Below are 17,983 nucleotides of genomic sequence, written 5' to 3'. Positions count from 1 at the left end.
TGGCCGTTCCCACCCGGCCGCCCGCATAGCTCGCCCTGCCGGAAGGACCTCAGTGAATACCACGGTGACCCCCGGTGCCGCGCGGCGCCGGCGCTCGGCGCTGCGCCTGACATTGCGCGCCACCCGATTTCTCATCGCCGCGGCGGCTCTGGCCGCCGCCATGATCCTGTCGGCGTGCGGTGACTCTGACCCTCTGGCCGGCAACGGTAGTTGTTCGGGCGATGCCCTCACCGTCGGGTCCGCGAATTTCCCCGAGTCGGAGACGGTCGCCGAAATCTACGCGGAAGTGCTGCGCGTCAATGGTTTCACGGTCGACACCCGGCTGAATATCGGCAGTCGCGAGGCGTACATCCCGGCGCTGCGCCAGTGCGCGATCTCGGTGATCCCGGAGTACACCGGCAACCTGCTGCAATATCTGGACAAGAAGGCGACGGCGACCAGCGCCGCCGACGTCGACGCCGCGCTGGCCACGGCCCTCGGCTCCGAACTCGCCATCGGCGCCCCGGCCGCGGCCCAGGATTCCGATGCCGTCGTGGTCACCAAGGCGACCGCGGACCGCTGGAACCTGCGCACCATCGCCGATCTCGCGCCGCACGCGGCCGAGGTGAAATTCGGCGCGCCCGCGGAATTCCAGGAACGGGCGGGCGGTCTGCCCGGCCTGAAGCAGAACTACGGCCTCGACATCGCCGTGAACAATTTCGTCCCGATCGCCGACGGCGGCGGACCGGCCACCGTCCGCGCGCTGGTGGAAGGACAGGTGACCGCGGCCGATATCTTCACGACCTCCCCGGCCATCACGCAGAACGGCTTGGTGGTGCTGCAGGACCCGAAGAACAACTTCCCGGCGCAGAATGTGGTGCCGCTGTTCAACGCCGCGAAGAAATCCGACAGGGCGCTCGCCGCGCTGAATGCCGTCTCCGCGAAATTGACCACCGACGAACTACTCGCGTTGAACGAAGCCGTCTCCGGCAGCGGCAAAACCGAACCGAAGGCGGCGGCCGTGGCCTGGGTCGCCGCCAAGGGGCTGAACAAGCCCGTGGGATAGGAGATCCGGTGTCCGATATCGAATTCCGGGGTATCAGCAAAACCTATCCCGACGGCACACGGGCGGTCACCGATCTCGATCTGCGGATCGAATCCGGTTCGTTCACCGTCTTCGTCGGCCCCTCCGGCTGCGGCAAGACCACGTCGATGCGGATGATCAACCGGATGATCGCGCCCACCTCGGGCAATATCACCATCGGCGGCGTCGATATCACGACGACCGATCCGGTGACATTGCGCCTCGGCATCGGCTACGTCATCCAGAGCGGTGGATTGCTACCGCATCGCACCGTGCTCGACAATGTCGCGACCGTCCCGGTCCTTCGCGGCGATTCACGCAAGGCCGCGAGGGCCGCCGCACTGGAGGTGCTCGACCGCGTCGGACTGGATCGCGCTCTGGCGCAACGGTATCCGGCGCAGCTCTCCGGTGGGCAGCAGCAGCGTGTCGGTGTGGCGAGAGCTCTGGCCGCCGATCCGCCGGTCCTGTTGATGGACGAGCCGTTCAGCGCGGTCGATCCGGTGGTTCGTGCCGAACTCCAGACCGAAATGCGAAGGCTGCAAGCCGAATTGCGCAAAACCATCGTTTTCGTCACCCACGATATCGATGAGGCGATCACCCTCGGCGATCGCCTCGCGGTCTTCGGACGCGGCGGGGTCCTCCAGCAATACGACCCGCCCCAGCGGGTGCTCGCCCAGCCCGCCACGGATTTCGTCGCGGATTTCGTCGGGCGTGACCGCGGCTACCGCGGTCTGTCCTTCCGCAGCGCCGCCGACCTCACCCTGCACGAGATCCGGACCGTCGTCGCCGACGAGGTGGCGAATCTTCGCCTGGAGCCACGTGAATGGGTGCTCGTGGTGGACGCCGCGGACCGACCCACCGGGTGGATCGATGCGACCGGCGTGGCATCGGTGCGCGCCGGGCGCGCACTCGCCGAGAGTACGGCGGCGGGCGGATCACTGTTCACGCCGAGCGGCGATCTGCGCCTGGCGATGGACGCGGCGATCTCCTCACCGTCGGGAATCGGCGTGGCAGTGGATGATTCCGGTGCGGTCCGGGGTGGCGTGCGGGCCGGCGACGTGGTGCGGATCCTCGCCGAGCAGCGTGCGGCCGAGGATTGCGCACGCAACCGCCTCGCCTACGAGCAGGGCGGCACGCGATGATCGGCGCGGTGCGGGCCCGAGGTACGCGATGCGCTATCTGATCGACAACTTCTCCACCGTCATGGGTTTCACCCGGACGCACCTGTACCTGGCGCTGGCGCCGTTGGCGATCGGACTGGTGATCGCGATTCCGGTGGGCGCGCTGGTGCGCCGGGTGGCGTGGCTGCGCCGGATCACCGTGACCGTCGCCAGCCTGGCCTACACCGTGCCGTCGCTCGCGCTGTTCGTCATCATCCCGCCGCTGGTCGGCATTTCGACGATCGATCCGCTCAATGTGATCATCGCCCTGTCCGTCTATTCGACGGCGCTTCTGGTGATCGCGGTGCCCACCGCTCTCGATTCGGTGGCCGCCGATGTCATCGACGCCGCCGACGCGGTCGGCTACGGCCCGCTGCGGCGCACCCTGACCGTCGATATGCCGCTGGCCATCCCCGTTTTCGTCGCCGGCCTGCGGGTCGTCGTCGTCACCAATATCGCGATGGTGTCGGTGGGCGCGCTGATCGGGGTCGGCGGGCTCGGCAAACTCTTCACCCAGGGCTACCAGCGCGACTATCCGGACGAGATCATCGCGGGCATCATCGTGACACTGGCCCTCGCGCTGATCTTCGACCGCCTGATCTTCGTCCTCGGCCGCCTCGCGACCCCGTGGACGCGCGCCGGCGGAGGCACGAAGAAGGCGAAAGGCGCGGTGGCGTGAACCTGTTCATCGACGCGTGGACCTATCTCACCGACGGCGCGAACTGGGGTGGGCCCGCCGGTATCGAGACCAGGATCGGGCAGCATCTCTGGTACAGCTTCCTCGCGGTCGCCGCCTCCGCCGTGGTCGCGGTGCCGCTGGGACTGGTGATCGGTCATACCGATCGGGGTGCGGCGGCACTCGTCGGATTCGCCAACGCCATGCGCGCGCTGCCCACCCTCGGCCTGCTCACATTCCTGGTGCTGCTGCTTGGCCTGGGGCTGATCCCGCCGCTACTCGCCCTGGTCACCGTCGGCATCCCGCCGCTACTCGCCGGCGCCTACTCGGGCATCGCGAATGTCGCCGACGATGTGGTCGACGCCTCCCGCGCGGTCGGCATGACCGAACGTCAGATCCTGTTCCGCGTCGAAATCCCCAATGCCATGCCCATTCTGCTCACCGGCCTGCGCGGGGCCACCCTGCAGGTGGTCGCCACCGCGACCATCGCCGCTTACGTCAACCTCGGTGGACTCGGCCGCTACATCTTCGACGGAATCGGCCTCTACCGCTACGACCGCGTCCTGGTCGGCGCGATCCTCGTCGCGGTGCTCGCCATGGTCATCGACGGCATCCTGGCCTTCGCGGTCCGGCTCAGCGTCCCCGGCACCAACCGCCTGCGCCGCACCGCACTGTCCGCCCGTCACCGCCGCGAGGGAGAGCCCGCGACGTAGATCCAGCGACGTAGATCCAGCGAACGTAGATCCAGCGACGTAGCGCCCACACGACAGAGCGCCCCGTTCATCCCGAACGGGGCGCTCTGCCGAAACCGCTGACTTACGCGACGCCCTCGGCGCGCGCCGCGTTGGCGACCGCTTCGGCGACAGCCGGGGCGACGCGCGGATCGAGGGGGCTCGGGACGATCCGCTCCGGACCCAGCTCGTCGGCGACGACGCTCAGGATGGCGTTCGCGGCGGCGAGTTTCATGCCCTCGGTGATGCGGCGAGCGCCCGCGTCCAGCGCGCCCTTGAAGACGCCGGGGAAGGCGAGAACGTTGTTGATCTGGTTCGGGAAATCGCTGCGGCCGGTGGCGACGATCGCGGCGTACTTGCGGGCCACCTCGGGGTGGATCTCCGGATCCGGATTGGACATCGCGAACACGATCGACTCGGGGGCCATCGAGGCGATGAGCTCCTCCGCGATCAGCCCGGCCGACAGGCCGAGGAAGACATCGGCGCCCGCCATGGCCTCCGCCGCGCCACCGCTGAGGCCGCGCGGGTTGGTGCGCTGCGCCAGTTCGGACTTCACGTCGTTGAGGTCGGCGCGGTCCCGGCTGACGATGCCGCGCGAGTCGAGCACGGTCACATCCCGCACGCCGGCGGCGAGCATGATGTTGGTGCACGCGACACCGGCCGCACCGGCGCCGGACACCACGACCTTGAGCCCCTCGATACCGCGACCCTGCACCCTGGCCGCACCGTTGAGCGCGGCGAGCACCACGATGGCGGTACCGTGCTGATCGTCGTGCATGACCGGGCAGTCGAGCGCTTCGATGAGGCGCTTCTCGATTTCGAAGCAGCGCGGCGCCGAGATGTCCTCGAGGTTCACCGCGCCGTAGCTCGGACGCAGGCGGATCAGGGTTTCGACGATCTCGTCGGAATCCTTGGTGTCGAGCACGAGCGGGATCGAGTTCAGCCCGGCGAATTTCTTGAACAGCGCCGCCTTGCCCTCCATCACCGGCAGCGAGGCGCGCGGGCCGATATCGCCGAGGCCGAGCACCGCGGTGCCGTCGCTGACGACGACGACCAGCCGGTCGGTCCAGGTGTACTGCTTCGCCATCGACTCGTCGGCGGCGATAGCCCGGCTGACCTGCGCGACACCGGGGGTGTAGGCGATCGAGAGGTCGCGCTGGGTCTCCAGCGGCGAGGACAGTTCGACCGAAAGCTTGCCGCCGAGGTGCCCTGCGAAAATCTCTTCCGACGTGATCGAGGAAAGGGAGGCCGGATCTTCGGTGCGGTTCACCGCGGTGGCATTCGGTGCGTCAGTCACAGGTGACACGATTTCACTCCTGCTCGGGTCGGGCTAAACCGGGGGACAGTTACCGCCGGGTATTGAGGTGATACATGATTCGGACCGCTCATCGAGTGCTCCGGCCGATCCGTTTCGCCTTCCGATCGGATGCGGAGAACCCGAGGGAGGACATCGAAAACGAGACGCGGCGCTGATCCGCGGAGCGGGAGCCGGAGGGTGTTCCGGACGGATATGCGGTGCGATCCTCGGGGTGCGACGGTGCGTCGCGCGGAGAAGACCGTCATGGTTCCCTGACCCGGCGGTGGCGAAGGCGGGAATCCGCAACATTCTGCCAGCATCGATGACGACTTGCCAAACCGGTGTGCGTCATACCGGTCGCGCGTCATATTCCGAGGGTAAGGCCAAGGAATTACCCCGAGGTAAGGGGAAACTCGCACCTCCGCGACGGGCCGTTGTGAGAAACCGCAGCGCACGCGGGCCGGTACGGTGAGTTCGGCGGAACGCGCGGACAACGGTGGAGCCGACAGTCCCGTCACAGCGGCAGCGGATCAGCCGCTCCTCGGTGGCGTCCACCAGCGGATTCGTCGGTCGAAACGGGTAGAGGACGCGACGTCGGCGCACGCGCGGCCAGCACGGACTCCTGTCCGGCCTGGGTCCGGCCCTGCGGTTCGGGAGCCGGGGCATCCGGATCGGGGGGGCGCGGCGAGACGGCGAGTATCGATTCCTGGCTCGCGATCGCGCGCGCGACGGGAACCGACTCGTGACCGGCGTCGTCGCGCGGGTCGAGGCACGGTCGCGTCTCGGCGCGCACCCAGACCTCATCGAGTCCGCCGGAGGTCAAACGCACCCGCCAATCGGCGGCCACACCGGGATGGTCGGTGCGACGGTGCATACCCCTGGTCTCGGGGCGGGCCAGCGCGCTGTACTTGGTCCAGCGCGCTACCGCGAGCAGTGCCGCGGCCTGTCTGGCGCGCAACCGATCCGCACCGTGGCCGCCCAGTTCGAATTCGGCGGCGGGCCATATCGCGTCCAGTTCGGAGATGCTGTCGCGCAGGCTGCCCGCGCTGCGCCAGTAGCTGCGGCGCAACGGCAGCGTGTGCTCCTGCACCAGCCCGACCACCGCGCGCGGATCGATGCGGGCCCGATCGTGCAGTCCCGCGCCCCGCACCGCAGCCGCGGTCCGGGGTATCCCCCTGGTCCGTGCGAATCCGGCCGCGCTCGCGCCCGCCCAGACGCCCGAGGCGATCGCCCACGCGCCGCCCTGTCCGCCGAATCCGCTGACCGCCCCGGTGATCGCTTCCCTCGTGGTGGCGTCACCTGCCGCGTAGAGCCCGGAAACCGTTGTCGCACAGCCTGTTCCGGTGATGCGCAGCCCACCGGTGCCGCGTACGGTGCCTTCGAGCACGGCCCGCAGCGGAATGCGCCGCATGCGGTCGACCACACCCTGGCGCGACAGCCAGATCCCCACGATCTCGGGGAGGTCGTCGAGCGCCGCGTAGACGCGCCTGCCTTCGGCGATCGCGGCGAACGCCGCGGATCGGTGGCCGCCGATCACGGCGCCGGATTCGTCGTACAGCGTGGGGAAGTGCAGGGCGAGGCCGGGCGCGGCACTCGAATGCGTCGCGGTGGACGGCGAAGGCAAGACGGGAGCGAGGCCGTAGGCGCTCGAGAACTCCATCCCGGACAGTTCCGCGCCCGCCTCCGCGGCGAGCAACAGGCCGTCACCGGTGTCGACATCGGTGCCGGCACCGCCGGACAGGAAGGCGCAACCCCCGGTCGCGACGACCACGGCGCCCGCCCGCACGGTCCACGGCAGATAGCGGTCACGCTGCCGCACGCCCGTCGCGCCCGCGACGACGCCGTCGCGGTCGGTGAGCAATTGCAGGGCCGGGTGGTAGTCGAGGACACGCACTCCGGCCTCGCGCAGGCGTCGGCGCATCCGGCGCAGATAGCTCGCGCCGTCGACGCAGATTCTCGAGGAGTCGCGGCGGCCGTTCTGGCCGGCTCCGGGAAATCGGTAGCCCCCATTCGCCAATTCCTCGACGCGGCGATACGTCTCGTCGAGCATCCGGTCGATCCACTCCGGATCACCCAGGTGGCCGCCGTGCGCGTGATCGCGCCGCACGGCCTCGTCACGAGCCGGTCCCGGCGGCATATTCCACAGTGAGGTCAATCCGAATGCGGTGGGCCCGCTTGCGCCGCAACGGCCTTTGTCGACGAGTACCACTCGCGCACCGGAGGCGGCGGCCGAGACAGCGGCCCAGGCGCCGGCGGGACCACCGCCGAGGACCAGAACTTCCGCCTCCAGATCACCCACAAGGAGAAATGTTCGGCCACAATTCACCCGGCCGCAACTATTACACGAAGATCAACCCCACCACTGTGTCCAAAGCAATATTCCCGTGACCACAAAAACAACTACAGACCCGGAAAAAGCGGCGAAACCCCGATGTCTGTCCGAAAAAACTTGGGCGGCAACGGCTGTCATCGACGAGACGAGATGCCACGCGATGGATTCCCCACCCGGACCGGGAAATCCGCGTCGCCCTGCGATGACGGCGGTACCGACCACCACGAGGGCGAGTACGACAGTTCCTGCGGCCACCACGCCGCTGAGCCAGCGGACAACTCTCACCGCGTGACCACCGGAACACCCGTCGCCTTGCCGACGATCTCCTCGAACTGTGCGGGGTCGGTACCGAATTCGCCGAGTCGAATGGTCTTGTTGGCGCCGTGGTAATCCGACGACCCGGTCGTGAGCAGACCGAGTTCGGCGGCCAGCTCGGTCAGCACCGCACGATCGGCGGCCGAATGGTCGGGATGGTCGATCTCCAGGCCACCGAGACCCAGTTCGGCCAGATCGCGAATATCCTCCACGGCCAGCATCCGCCCACGCTTCCTCGCCCTGGTATGGGCCAGCACACTCACCCCGCCCGCGGACGCGATCATCTCCACCGCGTGCCGCAGCGGAGTGTCGGCCTTGTCCACGTAGTACGGGCCGCTCGGCGCGAGCAGCCGGGCGAAGGCCGCGCCCACATTCGGCACGATGCCCGCATCGACCAGCGCCCTGGCCAGGTGCGGACGCCCCGCCGATGCTCCGGCGGAGGCCAGCACCGCGTCCGGATCGATCGGCAGACCGTCCTCGCGCATCCGTTCGGCCATCCCCCGCAACCGCTCGATGCGCTCGGCCCGCAACCGCTCCCGTTCCTCGGCGAAACACCGATCGCCCGGATCGAAGAGATAGGCGAGCAGATGGACCGGAACCGGCCAGCCGTCCTCACCGAGTCCGACACACGACATCTCCATGCCGCGCACCAAGATCAGCCCCTCGGGCAGCGCGTCCACCGCCTCGGCCCAGCCGGAGGTGGTGTCGTGATCGGTGATCGCGACCACGTCCAAACCCGCCGCCGCCGCTTTCCGCACGAGTTCGGCCGGAGCGTCGGTGCCGTCGGACGCGGTCGAATGGGTGTGGAGATCGATGCGCACGCCTTCAGTCATACAGTGCGTGATCTCCGGTGCGCACGCGCAGGCCCTCACACGGTGTCAACCGTTCGCCGATGGCAGGCGCCGGTGGCAGGCGCCGATGGCAACGACTGACGCCGACGTAGCATCGGCAGGTGCCATCCATTCCGCCCATGCCGTCGTTCCGCGCGTCCGGGCGCGCAGCCCGCGCGGCGGCGCGTCACCAGCTAGCGCGTATCCCCGTCCCGACCGCACGCGCCATCGTCGACTGCGGCGTCTACGTCGAGGGGCGCCGGCTGCCGGGGCGCTTCACCCATAAGGACGCGCTGGCGGAGGTGCGCAATCGCGGGGCCGGTTTCGTCTGGGTGGGTCTGCACGATCCCGACGACGGCCAGATGTCCGATATCGCGGAGACGTTCGGATTGCACGCACTCGCCGTCGAGGATGCGGTCAATGCCCGCCAGCGTCCGAAACTGGAACGCTACGACGACACCCTGGTGCTGGTGATGCGCACCGTCGCCTATGTCGAACACGAATTGCACAGTGTCAGCGAGATCGTCGAGACGGGCGAGATCATGGTGTTCGCCGCGCCCGATTTCGTCGTCACCGTCCGGCACGGCGAACATTCGGGACTGGCCTCGGTGCGCAGGCGATTGGAATCCGATCCGGCGATGCTGATGTACGGGACGGGCGCGGTGCTGCACGGTGTCGCCGACTATGTGGTCGACACCTACATCGAGGTCGCGGCCTCGGTCGAACTGGATATCGACGCCATGGAGGAAGAGGTCTTCACTCCGCGCAGCCAGGTCGCCATCGAATCGATCTATCAACTCAAACGCGAAGTGGTCGAGTTGCGCCGCGCGGTGAACCCGCTGGCGATCCCACTGCAATTACTCGGGCACAAAGCGGATCTGCCGCTGCCCAAGGAGATCAGGCGCTATATGCGCGATGTCGCCGACCATCACACCAGCGTGGCCGAGCGCATCACCGATTTCGACAGCTCGCTCAGTGCGCTGATCAGTGCCGCGCTCGCCAAGATCGGCGTGCAGCAGAACACCGATATGCGCAAGATATCGGCCTACGTCGCCATCGCCGCGGTGCCGACGATGATCGCGGGCATCTACGGGATGAACTTCGATCACATGCCGGAACTGCGATGGACATATGGATATCCGCTGGTCTTCGGCATCATCCTCAGCATATGCACGGGGCTGCTCATCATGTTCCGCCGCAACCACTGGCTCTGAGCCACCTCCCGGCGACAGACCGGGGCAGCGGCGCGGCGATCGGGATCCGATTACAGCGAGGCTGCCCCGCGCCCCGGATCGTGCACGTCGATCCCGGCCTCGGCCCAGGCGTCACGCAGTGCCCCCGCGCCCCGCACCCGGACCCACGCCGCCTCGGTCGCCGTCACCGGCGTCACCGTCAGATACCGCACCGGATCGGCGGGTTCGGGCAGCACGACGTCGGGGATATCGCTGCCGCCGAGCAGTACCGCGGTGAAATTCGCGCCCGACCACATCGGCTCACCCAGATCCAGTAGCGCGTCGGCCTGGAGCACGACGCCCTCCACCGCGGGCGTGGCGACGAGGACACCGAGCGCACGCACGAGTCCCGCGGTCGCGCCGATTCCGGAGCGCAGCGTCAGGACCAGTTCCGCACGCGGCCCGCGCACCGGATCCGCCAGCAGATCACCGGGATCGCCCATCGGATGACGGGATCCGCCCAGTGTCACGTAACGCACCAGATCGCCGTCGACGATCCGCAGGATCTCGATGGCCTCCAGTCCGAGGAAGGTCACCGAGGCCGAGTCGACGCCCGCCGCGTCCACGCGGTAATGGTCCAGCACTCCGGCGCGGACCCTGTCCACTACTTCCATCCGTCAGATCGCCAGTCGCGCCAGCATGTCGCGCGCCTGCTCGGCCGATTTCGGATCGCACAGCACGTCGTAGCGCCCCGCGACCAACTGCATCGTCGAGGCGAAATCGCGCTGTCCCTTGGTCGCCGCGTACGGGATCGTGGTGGTGATGACACCGAAGATGATGCCGCCGACCAGTCCGACGAGCAACGGTCCGAAGGCGCCACTGGTGGTGAAAAGGCTCAGCAGCAGACCCAGGAAAAGACCGAGCCACGCGCCGCTCACCACGCCGCCGCCGATGACCTTGCCCCAGGTCAGCCGATACAGCACCCGTTCGACCTGCATCAGGTCGACGCCGACGATCGTCACGTCCTGCACCGGGAACTGGTTGTCGGCCAGATAGTCGACGGCCTTCTGCGCCTCGGCGTAGGTCGGATAGGAGCCGACGGGCCAGCCCGACGGCGGGGTCGGAAGACCCTGCCGCGCACGGCTCGAGCCTCCTAAGGGATTCGTCATATCACCATTCTGCGCTATCACGCCGGGTTTTCCGGGGGTGTGAAACGCGTGGTCCGTCTCATCCCGGCGGCCCTGCCCTTGTCGGCGATCACCTGAGCCATCTTGGCGCTGGCCTCATCGATCATCTCCTCGCCGAGCATCACCGCGCCGCGGGCGCCGCCCGCCGACGAGGTGTGATAGGCGTAGGCGTCCAGAATCTCCTCGGCGCGGTCGTAATCCGCCTGGCGCGGGCTGAAGATCGCGTTCGCGGCATCCACCTGGCTCGGGTGCAGCACCCATTTACCGTCGAAGCCGAGGGCGGCGGTCCGCGCGGCGGCCCGTTCGAATCCGGCGAGGTCGCGGATCTGGAGGTAGGGGCCGTCGATCGCCTGCAGTCCGTGCGCGCGAGCGGTGAGCAGGATGGTCATCAGGATGTGGTGGTAGGCATCGCCGGTGTCATAGCCTTCGGGCTGTTCACCGACGACGAGGGTGCGCATATTGATGCTGGCCATGAAGTCGGCGGGCCCGAAGACCAGCGTCTGGACCCGCGGGCTCGCGGTGGCGATCTCATCGATATTGCGCAGGCCGATGGCGTTTTCGATCTGCGGCTCGATACCGATTCTTCCGACCTCGAGTCCGCAGGTCTTCTCCAACTGGGTGAGCAGCAGATCCAGCGCCCGCACCTGACCGGCGTCGGTGACCTTGGGTAGCAGGATCGCGTCGAGCGCGGCTCCCGCGCCCTCGACCACGGTGATCACGTCCGCGTAGGTCCACGGGGTTGTCCAGTCATTGACCCGCACCACCCGCAGTTGCGTTCCCCACCCCGATTCGTTGAGCGCCGCCACGATATTCGCGCGCGCCTCGATCTTGGCGGCGGGCGCCACCGCGTCCTCCAGATCGAGGAATACCGCGTCGACCGGCAGTCCCTTGGCCTTGGCGATCATTTTCGTGCTGCTGCCGGGGCAGGCGAGAACGGAACGGCGCGGCTTCATCTCACACTCCTGTCGTTCGTGGCGTGGCAGGTGCGCCAACCCTCGAACCTCTAGCCTGGCAGCCATGGCAGCAACCAGGGTTTACGTCGCCAGGCTGGCCGGCTTGGTGGTGCTGGGACCGGATGGCGAGTCTATCGGGCGTATCCGCGATGTCGTCGTGGCCATCAGGTACGACCGCCAGCAACCCCGAGTGCACGGCCTTGTCGTCGAACTGCCGAGCCGCAGGCGAATTTTCGTGCCCATGCTGCGGGTGACCGCGATCGAGCCGGGTATCGTCACCTTGAACACCGGCACCGTGAGTCTGCGCCGCTTCGCCCAACGGCCCGGCGAACTGCTCGCCATCGCGCAGATCGTGGATTCCGCCGTCCGGGTCGACGATCCCGACCTTCCCGACCTGCACGGCGTCGACGTCTTCGTGGTCGATCTCGGAATCGAGCAGACACGTACCAGGGATTGGCGGGTGTCGCGGGTCGCGGTGCGCGGGCATCGGCGGATCGGGCGAAGGCGGACCGTGCACGTGGTCGACTGGTCCCGCGCATCCGGTCTGACCCCGTACGAACTCGGCAGGCCAGGCCAGGATGTGACGACTCTGCTGGCACAGTACGAAAATCTGCGCCCCGCCGACGTCGCACATCGGCTGCGCGAACTGCCGGAGAAACGCCGGATGGAAGTCGCCGAGGCTCTCGATGACGAGCGCCTCGCCGACGTCGTCCAGGAATTGCCCGACGACGACCAGGTCGACCTGCTCGGGCACCTGGAGGTCCGCAGGGCCGCCGACGTGCTGGAGGCGATGGATCCCGACGACGCCGCCGACCTGCTCGGCGAACTCTCCACGGGCGAACGCGAATCGCTGCTCGCCCTGATGGATCCGGAGGAATCCGAGCCGGTGCGCAGGCTGCTCCAGCACTCCCCCGACACCGCGGGCGGCCTGATGACGCCGAAGCCGGTGATCCTGACACCCGCGACAACGGTCGCCGAGGCGCTTGCCCGAGTTCGCAATCCCGACCTGACGCCCGCGCTCGCCTCCATGGTCTTCGTGGTGCGTCCGCCGACCGCGACCCCGACCGGGCGCTATCTGGGCTGCGTCCATCTGCAGCAACTGTTGCGGGAACCACCGGCGCATCTGGTCGGCGGCATACTCGACACCGATCTGTCCCCGCTGCGGGTGGAAGCGGCGCTGTCCGCGGTCACCCGCTATTTCGCCACCTACAACCTGGTCTGCGGCCCCGTGGTCGACACGGAGAACCACCTGCTCGGCGCGGTCACCGTCGATGACGTACTCGATCATCTGCTGCCCGAGGACTGGCGCGAGCAAGAGGAATCACACGAGGGGGTAGTCGGGCATGAGTGAGAAGAGTTCGGCTCGGCAGCGACTGGAGACGCCGCTGCAGACACGCTTCCGTATCTACTGGGATGCCGAGGCGCTGGCCCGCAGTAGTGAGCGGGTGGCCCGATTCCTCGGCACGGGACGGTATCTGGCGATGCAGACGGTGCTGGTCATCGTCTGGATCCTGCTCAATGTCTTCGTGGTGGCGCTGCGGTGGGATCCGTACCCGTTCATCCTGCTGAATCTCGCCTTCTCCACGCAGGCCGCGTATGCCGCGCCGTTGATCCTGCTCGCGCAGAACCGCCAGGACAATCGGGATCGAGTCGCCTTGGAGGAGGACCGATCCCGGGCGACGCAGACCAAGGCCGATACCGAATTCCTCGCCCGCGAACTCGCCGCGCTGCGGATCGCGGTCGGCGAAGTGGCGACACGGGACTATCTGCGCCGTGAACTCGAGGAGATGCGGGAGGTGCTCGACCGAATCGATGCCGCGGCGACACCGGATCGTGTGCTCGATACCGGTCAGACATCAAAGGCGCGTCGCAAGAAAACCTCCGGTCAGAAGCAGACAAGCGACCCGATTTCACCACCAGTAACTGATCATTGACCGGAAATGCTCAACAACCACTTGACCCATGGGTAACCTGGAGAACGTTGTCCCGAGCGGGTCGGATGCGAAATGTCCCGGACAGCCGCTCTCACGACGTCGAGGATTGGTGTGGCCGAATGCGAATATCTACTCCGATAACCGTGTCGGCCCTGGTAGTGGCCGGTCTCGTTGCCACAGGATCGACCACGAACACCACCGATGAGACCAAGGCTCCACAGGCGCCCGAGGCATTGCTCGCGGCATCCAGCACATCGGGCGGCACCAGCAACGCCGCAGACATCACGGATGAAACTCAGCTGTCTCGGACAGTAGGGCTACTACCCGTCACGCCCCAGACGCCCCGCAAACTGACAGCAATGACGCCGCCCTCCGACGGTAACGCCCCCTTCGCCGGAACTGTTCCGCTTCGTGACATCGCCCTGCCCGCCACCGGTGGCGCGCTCGGCATTCCGGAGATCGTGCTGGCCGCCTACCGCAACGCGGAACTGGCGATGGAATCCGCGATGCCGGACTGCGGCGTGTCGTGGAATCTGCTCGCGGGTATCGGGCGTATCGAATCCGGCCACGCGAGCGGCGGACGGACCGACGCCGCGGGCACATCGGTCACCCCCATCTTCGGCCCCGCACTCGACGGCACCCTGCCCGGCAACGAGGTCATCAAAGCCGGCGACGGCGGGTACGTGCGCGCGGTCGGGCCGATGCAGTTCCTGCCGAGTACATGGAGCCGATACGCGGCCGACGGCAACGGTGACGGAATCTCCGATCCGCACAATGTCTTCGACGCCACCCTCGCGGCGGGCAAATACCTGTGCTCGGGCGGGTTGAACCTGCGCGATCCGGCGCAGGAGCTACGCGCGGTGCTGCGCTACAACAACTCGATGTCCTACGCCGCCAACGTGCTGAGCTGGTCGGCGGCCTACCGCACCGGCGGCACCCCGAGCCAGGTCGGCATCTCGCCCGGCCTGATCCCGCCGGGGCGCATGCCCATGCAGGCCAACCCGGAGATGTTGGCGGCCAACACCACGACGCCGAGCCCGACCACCACGGCCGAACTACCGCCGAACGCGCCGACCACGGTCGACCCGACCACCCCCACCCAGGTGATGATCACCATCCCCGGCCTGCCGCCGATCCCCTGCGGCGTCTTCTGTCCTCCGCCCCCGCCGCCCGCGAATTCGTGTGAGATACAGACGGTTCCGGCCCCGATGCCGCGCCCCGGCGAACCGGCGCTGCCACCCGCCGCCGGTCAGACCTTCGGCGCGGGCGAACAGCGGAATCCGGCGCAAGCCGGGCAGCCGTCGCAGGCGTGCATGCCCGCACAGCCGAATATCACGGAGCAGCAGGCGCCCGCGCCGGAACCGACGCAGGAGGCCGGTCCGGCCAGAACTCCCGAACCGGAGCAGCCCGAGGCGCCACAGGAGGTCGCTCCCGCACCGACGGCGCAACCGGGCATCACGTTGCCGTTCAATATCGTTATCCCACTTCCGCCCCAGGGGTGATGACGAAACCTCGCAGCAGGTCACGAAGCAGTAACAAAAAGATCTCGAATGCGGTATCCTGTCCTCAGTTTGGTTCTTGAAACGGAGGAGGGCACCACACCGTGGGGCGTCACCGTAAACCTTCGTCTGTGAACATCGGACGAAGCTCTGTTCTAGCTCTGTCAGGGTTGCTCCCCGCCGGACTCGTCGCCGTCGCAGGCGCCTCCGACTTGGATCCCGCCCTGCAGGCCGATATCCAGCCATCCCCCGAAGAAGGCATCGACGCGCTCGGCGCCAGACTCGCGGCCGCCCTCGACGAGACCGCGGGTCACGCCATGGCCGCACAGCGGTTCGCGGCGCCACCGGTCGTCAAAACCGTTGCGCTACCGGAGAATCGGGTGCGGGCCGATCTGCCCGCCGGGCCGTTGGGCATTCCCGGCGTCGCCGTGGCCGCCTACCAGAACGCCGAGAAGACCCTGCTCGCGGAGAATCCGGAATGCGGAATGTCCTGGTCGACGCTCGCGGGTATCGGCCGGGTGGAATCGACCCACGCCTTCGGCGGCAAAGCCGACGCCGACGGCAATCCGCTCACCCCGGTCTACGGCCCGGTGCTCGACGGCTCGCTCTCGGGCAACAATGTCATCCACGACAGCGATGACGGCGCACTGGACGGACTGAGCGGATACGACCGCGCCATCGGCCCGATGCAGTTCCTTCCCGACACCTGGAAGCGCTACGCGGCCGACGGCAACGGCGACGGCATCGCCGACCCGCAGAATCTCTTCGACGCCGCGCTGACGGCAGGCAAGTACCTCTGCAGCGGCGGTCTGAACATGCGCGACCTGTCTCAGCAGACCCGTGCGATCCTGCGCTACAACAACTCGATGGCCTATGTCGCGAACGTCATGGCATGGGCGAACTCCTACAACAACGGGGTTGCACCCAAGCCCGCGGAACTGCCCAGGATCTGACACGACTAAAATTCCTGGAATGCCAGTGGTAACGGAAGCGGATGTGCGGGGCGCCCTCGCAAAGGTCGACGACCCGGAGATTCGCAAGCCGATCACCGAACTGGGCATGGTGAAGAGCATCGGGATCGGTGCCGACAGCGATGTCCATATCGAGATCTACCTGACGACGGCGGGCTGCCCGCTGCGTACGGAGATCACCCAACGAGTCACCAAGGCCGTGGCCGATGTGGCGGGTGTCGGCGCGGTGACCGTGGAACTCGACGTGATGGACGACGAGCAGCGCACCAACCTGCGCAAGCAGTTGCGCGGCGACTCCGCGGAGCCGGTGATCCCCTTCGCCCAGCCCGGTTCCCTGACCCGCGTGTACGCGGTGGCCTCGGGGAAGGGCGGCGTCGGAAAGTCCAGTGTCACGGTCAATCTCGCCGCCGCGATGGCCGCGCGCGGACTGTCGGTCGGCGTCCTCGACGCCGATATCTACGGCCACTCGGTGCCGCGCATGCTCGGCACCGACCAGCGCCCCACCCAGGTGGAGCGGATGATCATGCCGCCCATCGCGCACGGGGTGAAGGTCATCTCGATCGCGATGTTCACCCAGGGCAACACCCCCGTGGTGTGGCGCGGCCCGATGCTGCACCGGGCGCTGCAACAGTTCCTGGCCGACGTGTTCTGGGGCGACCTCGACGTGCTGTTGCTCGACCTGCCCCCCGGCACCGGTGACGTCGCCATCTCCATCGCCCAGCTGATCCCGAACGCCGAGATCCTGGTCGTCACCACCCCGCAGCTCGCGGCGGCCGAGGTAGCCGAGCGGGCCGGTTCCATCGCCCTGCAAACCCGTCAGCGCATCGCGGGCGTCGTCGAGAACATGTCCTGGCTCGATCTGCCCGACGGTACCCGGATGGATCTGTACGGATCGGGCGGCGGCCAGACCGTCGCGGACAGCCTGAGCCGGGCCGTCGGCGCGAACGTCCCCCTGCTGGGTCAGATCCCGATCGAACAGGCCGTGCGCGAATCGGGCGACGAAGGTACCCCGATCGTGCTGCGCGATCCCGAGAGCGCCGCGGCCAAGGCACTGCTCGAGGTCGCCGACAAGCTGGCCGTACGGCGTCGCGGCCTGGCCGGTATGTCCCTCGGCATCGACACCACGCGCCATCTGTAACAGCCCGGCGGTAACCGCCGCACGAGGACATGCGCCACGTGTCGGCGGGTGCCAATAAGCTCATCGGCATGCTCACGCTGCTTTTCTACGTGCTGATCGTAGGCCTGGTGGCCGCGATGCTCTTCCTGCTCGCGAGTGTGGTGTTCGGCCGGGGGGAGGAATTGGGTCCGCTGCCGGAGGGCACGACGGCGACCGTCCTTCCCGCCGAGGGGATCAGCGGCGCTGATGTGCGCGCGCTGCGTTTCCAGCAGGTGGTGCGCGGATACAAGGCGGGTGAAGTGGACTGGGCGCTGGCGCGACTGGCCGCCCGGATCGAGGAGCTGCAATTGGAATTGGCGCATGCGCGCGGCGGCGAGGGCGAAGTCGCGGCGGGTGCGCAACGGACCGCCGCGACTCCCGTGCCGCCGCGCTTTCCCTGGCCGGTGACGCCCCCGGCGCCGCGCGCTCCGTGGGGCGTCGCGCCCGGACAGCCCGAGCCGAGCCCCGAAGCGTCCTCGCTGCCGCTGGCAGGCCTCACCGGCCCGCAACCGATGGTCACCCCCGCTCCAGACGCCACGTCATCCCCCGGGCCAGGATCGGCCGCGCCGTGGCCGAAGCCGCCGACGACACCGGCGGTCGGAACCGAACCGACGCGCCCCGCCGCACCACCGCGGACGAGTCAGGAGAACCACGGCGGCGAGCGGGCCGACCCCACCGCGCCGGGATCCGCCCCGTCGACCCCCGAC

Annotated in this window: 16 protein-coding genes and 1 pseudogene; 11 read left to right on the top strand and 6 right to left on the bottom strand. The window is 68.0% G+C overall.

Annotation, left to right across the window (positions count from 1 at the left end; all coding sequences use genetic code 11):
* The first annotated feature begins 160 nt into the window (after positions 1-160).
* The 4 genes from ABZS43_RS21415 to ABZS43_RS21400 are packed head-to-tail and all read left to right on the top strand — an operon-like array spanning position 161 to position 3,612.
* Positions 161-1,045, top strand: a complete 885-nt coding sequence (locus ABZS43_RS21415) for an ABC transporter substrate-binding protein (protein WP_355037721.1) — start codon at positions 161-163, stop codon at positions 1,043-1,045.
* A gap of 8 nt (positions 1,046-1,053) precedes the next feature.
* The gene (locus ABZS43_RS21410) at positions 1,054-2,205 is read left to right on the top strand and encodes an ATP-binding cassette domain-containing protein (protein WP_355037671.1); all 1,152 of its coding nucleotides are present in this window, start codon (positions 1,054-1,056) and stop codon (positions 2,203-2,205) included.
* Positions 2,206-2,233: 28 nt separating this feature from the next.
* Positions 2,234-2,902: an ABC transporter permease gene (locus tag ABZS43_RS21405; protein ID WP_355037670.1), complete on the top strand. Its 669-nt coding sequence runs from the start codon at positions 2,234-2,236 to the stop codon at positions 2,900-2,902.
* Positions 2,899-3,612: an ABC transporter permease gene (locus tag ABZS43_RS21400; RefSeq protein WP_355037669.1), complete on the top strand. Its 714-nt coding sequence runs from the start codon at positions 2,899-2,901 to the stop codon at positions 3,610-3,612. The genes ABZS43_RS21405 and ABZS43_RS21400 overlap by 4 nt, the downstream gene beginning before the upstream one ends.
* 103 nt (positions 3,613-3,715) lie before the next feature.
* Here ABZS43_RS21400 and ABZS43_RS21395 read toward each other — a convergent pair whose 3' ends face one another.
* The 3 genes from ABZS43_RS21395 to ABZS43_RS21385 all read right to left on the bottom strand — a co-directional run bounded on the left by ABZS43_RS21395 (position 3,716) and on the right by ABZS43_RS21385 (position 8,395).
* Positions 3,716-4,900, bottom strand: a complete 1,185-nt coding sequence (locus ABZS43_RS21395) for an NADP-dependent malic enzyme (RefSeq protein ID WP_355037720.1) — start codon at positions 4,898-4,900, stop codon at positions 3,716-3,718.
* A 541-nt stretch (positions 4,901-5,441) separates the two neighbouring features.
* A complete protein-coding gene (locus tag ABZS43_RS21390) occupies positions 5,442-7,226 on the bottom strand; it encodes an FAD-binding protein (RefSeq protein WP_355037668.1) in 1,785 nt (594 codons plus the stop codon).
* A gap of 314 nt (positions 7,227-7,540) precedes the next feature.
* The gene (locus tag ABZS43_RS21385) at positions 7,541-8,395 is read right to left on the bottom strand and encodes a PHP domain-containing protein (RefSeq protein ID WP_355037667.1); all 855 of its coding nucleotides are present in this window, start codon (positions 8,393-8,395) and stop codon (positions 7,541-7,543) included.
* Positions 8,396-8,526: 131 nt separating this feature from the next.
* On the opposite strand from ABZS43_RS21385, the gene ABZS43_RS21380 reads away from it, so the two are divergent.
* Complete coding sequence (locus tag ABZS43_RS21380) at positions 8,527-9,618, top strand: magnesium and cobalt transport protein CorA (protein ID WP_355037666.1); 1,092 nt, start codon at positions 8,527-8,529, stop codon at positions 9,616-9,618.
* Positions 9,619-9,668: 50 nt separating this feature from the next.
* Here ABZS43_RS21380 and ABZS43_RS21375 read toward each other — a convergent pair whose 3' ends face one another.
* The 3 genes from ABZS43_RS21375 to ABZS43_RS21365 are packed head-to-tail and all read right to left on the bottom strand — an operon-like array spanning position 9,669 to position 11,716.
* Positions 9,669-10,250 (bottom strand): suppressor of fused domain protein, encoded by a 582-nt coding sequence (locus ABZS43_RS21375; RefSeq protein ID WP_355037665.1) that lies wholly within the window; start codon positions 10,248-10,250, stop codon positions 9,669-9,671.
* Positions 10,251-10,253: 3 nt separating this feature from the next.
* On the bottom strand, positions 10,254-10,745 hold the full coding sequence (locus ABZS43_RS21370) for a general stress protein (RefSeq protein WP_355037664.1): 492 nt from the start codon (positions 10,743-10,745) through the stop codon (positions 10,254-10,256).
* A 17-nt stretch (positions 10,746-10,762) separates the two neighbouring features.
* The gene (locus ABZS43_RS21365) at positions 10,763-11,716 is read right to left on the bottom strand and encodes a CoA ester lyase (RefSeq protein ID WP_355037663.1); all 954 of its coding nucleotides are present in this window, start codon (positions 11,714-11,716) and stop codon (positions 10,763-10,765) included.
* A 64-nt stretch (positions 11,717-11,780) separates the two neighbouring features.
* Here ABZS43_RS21365 and ABZS43_RS21360 point away from each other — a divergent pair, with 64 nt between their 5' ends.
* The 6 genes and pseudogenes from ABZS43_RS21360 to ABZS43_RS21335 form a co-directional block, all read left to right on the top strand.
* On the top strand, positions 11,781-13,067 hold the full coding sequence (locus tag ABZS43_RS21360) for a CBS domain-containing protein (RefSeq protein ID WP_355037662.1): 1,287 nt from the start codon (positions 11,781-11,783) through the stop codon (positions 13,065-13,067).
* Entirely contained in the window at positions 13,060-13,650 is a 591-nt protein-coding gene (locus tag ABZS43_RS21355; protein WP_355037661.1) for a DUF1003 domain-containing protein, read from the top strand. The genes ABZS43_RS21360 and ABZS43_RS21355 overlap by 8 nt, the downstream gene beginning before the upstream one ends.
* Positions 13,651-13,769: 119 nt before the next feature.
* Positions 13,770-15,152: a lytic murein transglycosylase gene (locus ABZS43_RS21350; protein ID WP_355037660.1), complete on the top strand. Its 1,383-nt coding sequence runs from the start codon at positions 13,770-13,772 to the stop codon at positions 15,150-15,152.
* 101 nt (positions 15,153-15,253) lie between these two features.
* Positions 15,254-16,102 (top strand): lytic murein transglycosylase, encoded by an 849-nt coding sequence (locus tag ABZS43_RS21345; protein ID WP_355037659.1) that lies wholly within the window; start codon positions 15,254-15,256, stop codon positions 16,100-16,102.
* A gap of 19 nt (positions 16,103-16,121) precedes the next feature.
* Entirely contained in the window at positions 16,122-17,258 is a 1,137-nt protein-coding gene (locus ABZS43_RS21340) for an Mrp/NBP35 family ATP-binding protein (protein ID WP_355037658.1), read from the top strand.
* Between the two features lie 68 nt (positions 17,259-17,326).
* Positions 17,327-17,593: pseudogene (locus tag ABZS43_RS21335) on the top strand (DivIVA domain-containing protein); the annotation flags it as partial.
* Positions 17,594-17,983: the final 390 nt, after the last annotated feature.

This window comes from Nocardia sp. NPDC005366, from assembly GCF_040606855.1.
GTDB lineage: Bacteria > Actinomycetota > Actinomycetes > Mycobacteriales > Mycobacteriaceae > Nocardia.
Note: the sequence above shows the minus strand (reverse complement) of the source record. Positions and strands in the feature narration are given on the sequence as shown.